The sequence below is a fragment of the Streptomyces solincola genome (assembly GCF_002982015.1).
In the GTDB taxonomy this organism is placed as follows: domain Bacteria; phylum Actinomycetota; class Actinomycetes; order Streptomycetales; family Streptomycetaceae; genus Streptomyces; species Streptomyces solincola.
The window spans coordinates 1-5,821 of record NZ_PVLV01000194.1; the positions used below are offsets into that span (position 1 = coordinate 1).

The window sequence follows — 5,821 nt, forward strand, 5'->3', positions numbered from 1 at the left end:
CTGCTCGGTGGCCCGGCGCCTCGGACGCTGCGGGCGGGGGCGGGGTGGAGCGCCCGGCGGTCGGCGCGGCGGTCGCCGTGGGCACGGGCGTCCCGGCGGCGGCCGGGCCGCTCGCCGACCCCTCCGCGGCGCGCGGCACAGGATCCGCGCCGTCCGCGCGGCCGCCGCCGCATCCGGCCAGCGTGAGCGCGCAGGCCGCGGCGAGCGCCACCGCGGCCGCGGTACGAAGGGGACGGCCGGGCCGGTCGGGACTGCGCACCTGCACCTCCACGGGCTCCGGCCGGACGCCTCCCCGCCCGGCCGACTGGGCGTCAAGCTACCAGCGGGTACGGAGGGTGGACACCCCTGCTCGGCGTCGGCGTCGGCGTCCCGGCCCGGCCGCCGTCCGACCGGGTGAGCCGGCTCACGCCCGACCCGCTCTACATGAGAATCATTTTCATTTATGCTCGTGCCCATGGCTCGCAACGAACCCCGCCCGACGCTGTCCGTCGCCCTCGTCGCCGGGCTGAACGCCGACGCGCGCACCGCCACCGTGGACCGGCTGCTCGCCTCCGTACCGGGCAGTGTGGCGCTCCACCACGACCTGTCCGCGGCCGCCGCGCACGGCACGGTGCGGCGGACCGTGCGCGGCGCCGGCGGCGTGCTGGACACCGGCGAGACGCCGCTGGTCAACGACTGCGCCTGCTGCGCCCTGCGCGAGGACCTGGTCCCGGAGCTGGAGCGACTGGCCTCCGACGGCGTCACCAGGCTCGCCGTGGTCGAGCTGTGGGACTCCGTCGAGCCCAAGGCGATGGCCGAGGTCGTCGCGGGCGCCGGGCTCGCCGTCGGCGCGGTGATCACCGCGGTGGACCCGGCGCTGGTGCTGCCCTGCCTGGGCAACGGCGACGACCTGTCGGACGCCGGGCTGGCCGCCGCCCCGACCGACCGGCGCACCGTCGCCGACACCTGGGCCCGGCAGGTCGAATACGCGTCGGTGCTCGCCGTCCTGGACAGCCCGGCCGCCGACGACGAGGACCGGGCGCTGCTCGCCCAGCTCCACCCCACCGCCCGGCAGGTGCCGGTCCCAGGCGACGGAGGCGAGCTGGCCGCGGCCGCCTTCGCGGGCTTCGACGTGGAGGCCGCCGCGGCCGCGCAGCACCCGGCGTGCGCCCTGCTGCCGCAGGAGGCCGAGGCGGCCGGGGTCGGCACCTATGTGTGGAGCCGGCACCGCCCCTTCCACCCCGGCCGCCTCTACGCCGCGCTGGAGGAGCTGACCTGTGCGGCGGCCCGCAGCCGGGGCCGCTTCTGGCTGGCCGACCGGCCGGATACCCTGGTCGCCTGGGACGCGGCGGGCGGGGCGCTGTGCGTGGAGCCGGCCGGGCCCTGGCTGGCCTCGCTGCCGGACGCCGCCTGGGAGCTGGTGCCCCCGGTGCGCCGGGCGGCGGCCGCGCTGGACTGGCACCCGGAGCACGGCGACCGCTGCCAGCATCTGGTGTTCACCTCGCCGGACCTCGACCGGGACGGACTCGGCCGGCTGCTCGACTCCTGCCTGCTGACCGACGCGGAGTTCGCCGCCGGGCCGGCCGCCTGGCAGGCGCTGCCCTCCGACTTCGACGCCTTCCTGGAGACCTGAGGCCGCTTTCCGGCCGTCCCGCACGACCGCCGCCACCGGAACGCGTCACCCGGAACGGGAGCGTCGCGGGGCTCTCGTTCGTCTCTCCTGGAGGGGAGGTCGGCCTGTGGCCGGTCCGCGCCGGCGACCTGGTGCGTAACCACGGGATGACCCCGCGTGCACGTGCATCTGCTCGGTTGGCTGCATGTGAACGCAGCTATGATCCCGCATGGTTGACACACGCATCAGGCAATCCGGGGAGCGACCAGTGCACCACGCGTACAACGGCATGGCCGCCACGGAACTGAACGGCGTGGTCTGGCAGAAGAGCCGGCACAGCAACTCGCAGGGCTCCTGCGTGGAGTTCGCCAAACTCCCCGGCGGCGCGGTCGCGGTGCGCAACTCGCGGCACCCGGAGGGCCCGGCGCTGGTCTACACGCCGGCGGAGATAGAGGCCATGCTGCTGGGCGTGAAGGACGGGGAGTTCGACCATCTGGTGGGCTGAGCCTTCGCCGCTACGCGCGTAACGGCGAAGGCTCCGCGCCTGCCCGGGGTGTGCCGGTGGCGCGGAGCCTTCGCGGGGGAACGGCCGCCTCCCCCCGGCGGCCGGTGGACTCGGGCGCTCAGGGCGCCCCGGGTGGTTCGCAGGGGCCGGCGGTCAGACTGCGTACGGTCGTCCCGGCGCAGGCCGCGGGCTCGGGCAGCCGGAACAGCGCCCACACCACCTTGCCGCGCAGGGTGCCGGCCAGCGGGTGCCAGCCCCAGCCGTCGCTGAAGGACTCCACCAGGAGCAGTCCGCGGCCCGACTCGGCCGCGAAGTCCTCCTCGGTCTCCCGGGCGGTGGGGCACTCCGAGCTGGGGTCGCGCACCGCGCACACCAACCGCCCCGTCCAGCGCATCAGGTGCAGCCGCACCGGGGCGTCCCGCGGACCCGGGTCGCCGGCCGGCCCCTCGGGCACCGCGTGCCGCAGCGCGTTGGTGACCAGCTCCGAGACCACCAGGGCGACGTCGTCGAACCGGTCGGACAGCTCCCAGCGGCTCAGCGTCGTGCTGGTGAACTCCCTTGCCCCGCGGACCGCTTCGAAGCGGGCGGGCAGCGCGCACGAGGCGGACGAGGAGACGGACGCGGCGTCGATCGGCATGAGCCCCTGCCTTAACGGCGCGAGCACGGTCGATCCATTCGTCCCCATGCGAGGCACTCCCCGGATTCGCGGCTGTGGTGCGACAACACGAACGAGCACGCAGGTGCGCGGGGCCCATGGTTCCGAATGCGACTGGCCGATGCAAGGGCAGATGCACGTGCACGCGCCCGACCTGTCCCCTGGCGTGGCGCTTGGGGCCAAATCTTCCCCGTCCTTTTCTCCGCCGCACGCGCCGCGTCCGCCGCATCCGCCGCCCGCGCACGGCCCGCCGACCATCTGCCGGTGATCCGGAAGGAGTTGCTCCGTCGCAGCGGAGGGGTGTCCTCCGGCCACCGCGGCTGTTTCCGTAACCGATCGAGTACGCCTCGGAGCTTTTGGTGGCAGAATCCGGCACCTCGGGGCTCGCGGGGGTGCTCCGTCGTACACATCAGCGAGTGGGGAGGGTGGAGACGTGACCGCAACCGAGTCGGGCGGCTCCGTGGTGCGGCGCATCCTGCTGGGTTCGCAGCTTCGCCGGCTGCGCGAGTCCCGCGGGATCACCCGCGAGGCGGCCGGCTACTCGATCCGTGCGTCCGAATCCAAGATCAGCCGCATGGAGTTGGGACGGGTGAGCTTCAAGGCCAGGGACATCGAGGACCTGCTCACCCTCTACGGCGTCACCGACGAGGCCGAGCGCACCGCGCTGCTCGCCCTGGTGCGCGAGGCCAACGTGGTCGGCTGGTGGCACAGCTACGGCGACGTGCTGCCGGGCTGGTTCCAGACCTACATCGGCCTGGAGGGCGCCGCCTCCGCGATCCGCATCTACGAGGTGCAGTTCGTGCACGGCCTGCTCCAGACCGAGGCGTACGCCCACGCCGTCGTCGCCCGCGGCATGCCCGGCGCCTCCGACGCGGAGATCGACCGCCGGGTCGCGCTGCGCGCCGAACGCCAGAAGGTGCTGGTCGCCGAGCGCGCCCCGCACTTCCACGCCGTCCTCGACGAGGCCGCGCTGCGCCGCCCCTACGGCGACCGGGCCGTGATGCGCGAGCAGCTCAAGCACCTCATCGAGGTCTCCGAGCAGCCCAACGTCACCCTCCAGGTGATGCCGTTCAGCTTCGGCGGCCACGCCGGCGAGAGCGGGGCGTTCACCATGCTGCGCTTCCCCGAGTCCGACCTCTCCGACCTCGTCTACCTGGAGCAGATGACCAGCTCGCTCTACCTGGACAAGCCGGAGGACGTGGCCCAGTACGAGCGGGCCCTGGACCGGCTGCACGCCGACAGCCCCGGCCCGGCCGAGACCCGCGACCTGCTGCGCGGCCTCCTCCAGCTCATCTGAGGCATCCGGCCCCCTCCGAGGCGTCCGGCTCCTCCGGCGCGTCCGGCTCCTCTTGCGCTCCGGGTTCTCTGACGCGTCCGGGTCCGCCGCCGTCCCGATCCCGCCAACTTCGGGCAGCCGCCCCGCGGTGATCCGATCGGAAGCGTTCAACTTCCGTGACCCATCAGTAGGATGACGTCTCATCATGAGCGGCCGGCCGCGCGTCCGCGGTCCGGGCCGGCGGCGCCCGACCGGCCCCCGGCCATCCGGTCCGCCCCGGTTCCGGAAGGGATGGCATGTCCTACTTCACAGACCTGGCCCAGCAGTACATCGACGGTGAGTGGCGGACCGGCGGCGGCTCGTGGGACATCATCGACTTCAACCCCTACGACGACGAGAAGCTCGCCTCCATAACCGTCGCCACCGTGGACGAGGTCGACCAGGCCTACCGGGCCGCCGAACGGGCGCAGCGCGCCTGGGCGGAGACCAACCCCTACGCCCGCCGGGCCGTCTTCGAGCGGGCCCTGCGCCTGGTGGAGGAGCGGGAGGAGGAGATCGCCCAGGCGATCATCGCCGAGCTGGGCGGCACCCGCACCAAGGCCGGCTTCGAGCTGCACCTGGCCAAGGAGTTCCTGCGCGAGGCGGTCAACCTGGCGCTGCGCCCCGAGGGCCGCATCCTGCCCTCGCCGGAGGACGGCAAGGAGAACCGCCTCTACCGGGTGCCGGTCGGCGTGGTCGGCGTGATCAGCCCGTTCAACTTCCCCTTCCTGCTGTCGATCAAGTCCGTCGCCCCCGCGCTCGCCCTCGGCAACGCCGTCGTCCTCAAGCCGCACCAGAACACCCCGATCCTCGGCGGGGCCCTGGTCGCCAGGATCTTCGAGGACGCCGGCCTGCCGCCCGGCCTGCTCAACGTCGTCATCACCGACATCGCGGAGATCGGCGACGCCCTGATCGAGCACCCCGTCCCCTCGGTGATCTCCTTCACCGGCTCCGACAAGGTCGGCCGGCACGTGGCCACCGTCTGCGCCGCGAACCTCAAGCGCTCGGTGCTGGAGCTGGGCGGCAACAGCGCGCTGATCGTGCTGGACGACGCCGACCTCGACTACGCGGTGGACGCCGCCGTCTTCAGCCGCTTCGTCCACCAGGGCCAGGTCTGCATGGCCGCCAACCGGGTGCTGGTCGACCGCTCGGTCCAGGCCGCGTTCACCGAGAAGTTCACCGCCAAGGTCCGCACGCTGGTCGCCGGCGACCCCGCCGACCCGGCCACCCACCTCGGCCCGCTGATCAACGCCAACCAGGTGGAGGCGGTCACCACCCTCGTCGAGCAGGCCGTGGCGGGCGGCGCCACCGCCCTGGTGCGCGGCGCGGCCGAGGGCAACGTCGTCACCCCGACGGTGCTCACCGACGTACCGGCCGACTCGCCGGTGCTGCGCCAGGAGGTCTTCGGCCCGGTCGTCACCCTCATCCCGTTCGACGGGGACGACGAGGCCGTCGAGATCGCCAACGACACCCCGTACGGCCTGAGCGGCGCCGTGCACACCGGCGACGTCGAGCGCGGCGTGCGGGTGGCCCGGCGGGTGCGCACCGGCATGATCCACGTCAACGACTCCACGGTGCACGACGAGCCGATCGTGCCGTTCGGCGGCGAGAAGCACTCGGGCCTGGGCCGGCTGAACGGCGAGGCCACGGTGGACGCGTTCACCACCCACCAGTGGATCTCCATCCAGCACGGCCGCAGCCGCTTCCCCTTCTGATCCCTGTCTCTTATACACATCTCCGAGCCCACGAGACGTA

5 protein-coding genes and 1 pseudogene are annotated in these 5,821 nt (G+C 73.5%); 4 read left to right on the top strand and 2 right to left on the bottom strand.

Annotated features, from left to right (window positions below; translation table 11 throughout):
• A pseudogene (locus C6N75_RS31085) lies at nucleotides 1–259 on the bottom strand (hypothetical protein); the annotation flags it as partial.
• A 195-nt stretch (nucleotides 260–454) separates the two neighbouring features.
• Here C6N75_RS31085 and C6N75_RS14130 point away from each other — a divergent pair.
• Nucleotides 455–1,612: a CobW family GTP-binding protein gene (locus C6N75_RS14130; protein WP_105869246.1), complete on the top strand. Its 1,158-nt coding sequence runs from the start codon at nucleotides 455–457 to the stop codon at nucleotides 1,610–1,612.
• Nucleotides 1,613–1,859: 247 nt separating this feature from the next.
• Nucleotides 1,860–2,096: a DUF397 domain-containing protein gene (locus C6N75_RS14135; protein ID WP_105869242.1), complete on the top strand. Its 237-nt coding sequence runs from the start codon at nucleotides 1,860–1,862 to the stop codon at nucleotides 2,094–2,096.
• 118 nt (nucleotides 2,097–2,214) lie between these two features.
• On the opposite strand, the gene C6N75_RS14140 is transcribed toward C6N75_RS14135, so the two are convergent.
• Complete coding sequence (locus C6N75_RS14140) at nucleotides 2,215–2,781, bottom strand: ATP-binding protein (protein WP_105869243.1); 567 nt, start codon at nucleotides 2,779–2,781, stop codon at nucleotides 2,215–2,217.
• A gap of 403 nt (nucleotides 2,782–3,184) precedes the next feature.
• On the opposite strand from C6N75_RS14140, the gene C6N75_RS14145 reads away from it, so the two are divergent.
• Together C6N75_RS14145 and C6N75_RS14150 are read left to right on the top strand one after the other, a co-directional pair.
• Nucleotides 3,185–4,048 (top strand): helix-turn-helix domain-containing protein, encoded by an 864-nt coding sequence (locus tag C6N75_RS14145; protein ID WP_105869244.1) that lies wholly within the window; start codon nucleotides 3,185–3,187, stop codon nucleotides 4,046–4,048.
• A gap of 275 nt (nucleotides 4,049–4,323) precedes the next feature.
• Entirely contained in the window at nucleotides 4,324–5,781 is a 1,458-nt protein-coding gene (locus tag C6N75_RS14150; protein ID WP_105869245.1) for an aldehyde dehydrogenase family protein, read from the top strand.
• The last annotated feature ends 40 nt before the right edge of the window (nucleotides 5,782–5,821 follow it).

Bases quoted from the DNA above. Each gene is read 5' to 3' on its own strand.
- C6N75_RS14130 (WP_105869246.1), top strand. From the start codon at position 455: ATGGCTCGCAACGAACCCCGCCCGACGCTGTCCGTCGCCCTCGTCGCC.
- C6N75_RS14150 (WP_105869245.1), top strand. From the start codon at position 4,324: ATGTCCTACTTCACAGACCTGGCCCAGCAGTACATCGACGGTGAGTGG.
- C6N75_RS14140 (WP_105869243.1), bottom strand. From the start codon at position 2,781: ATGGGGACGAATGGATCGACCGTGCTCGCGCCGTTAAGGCAGGGGCTC.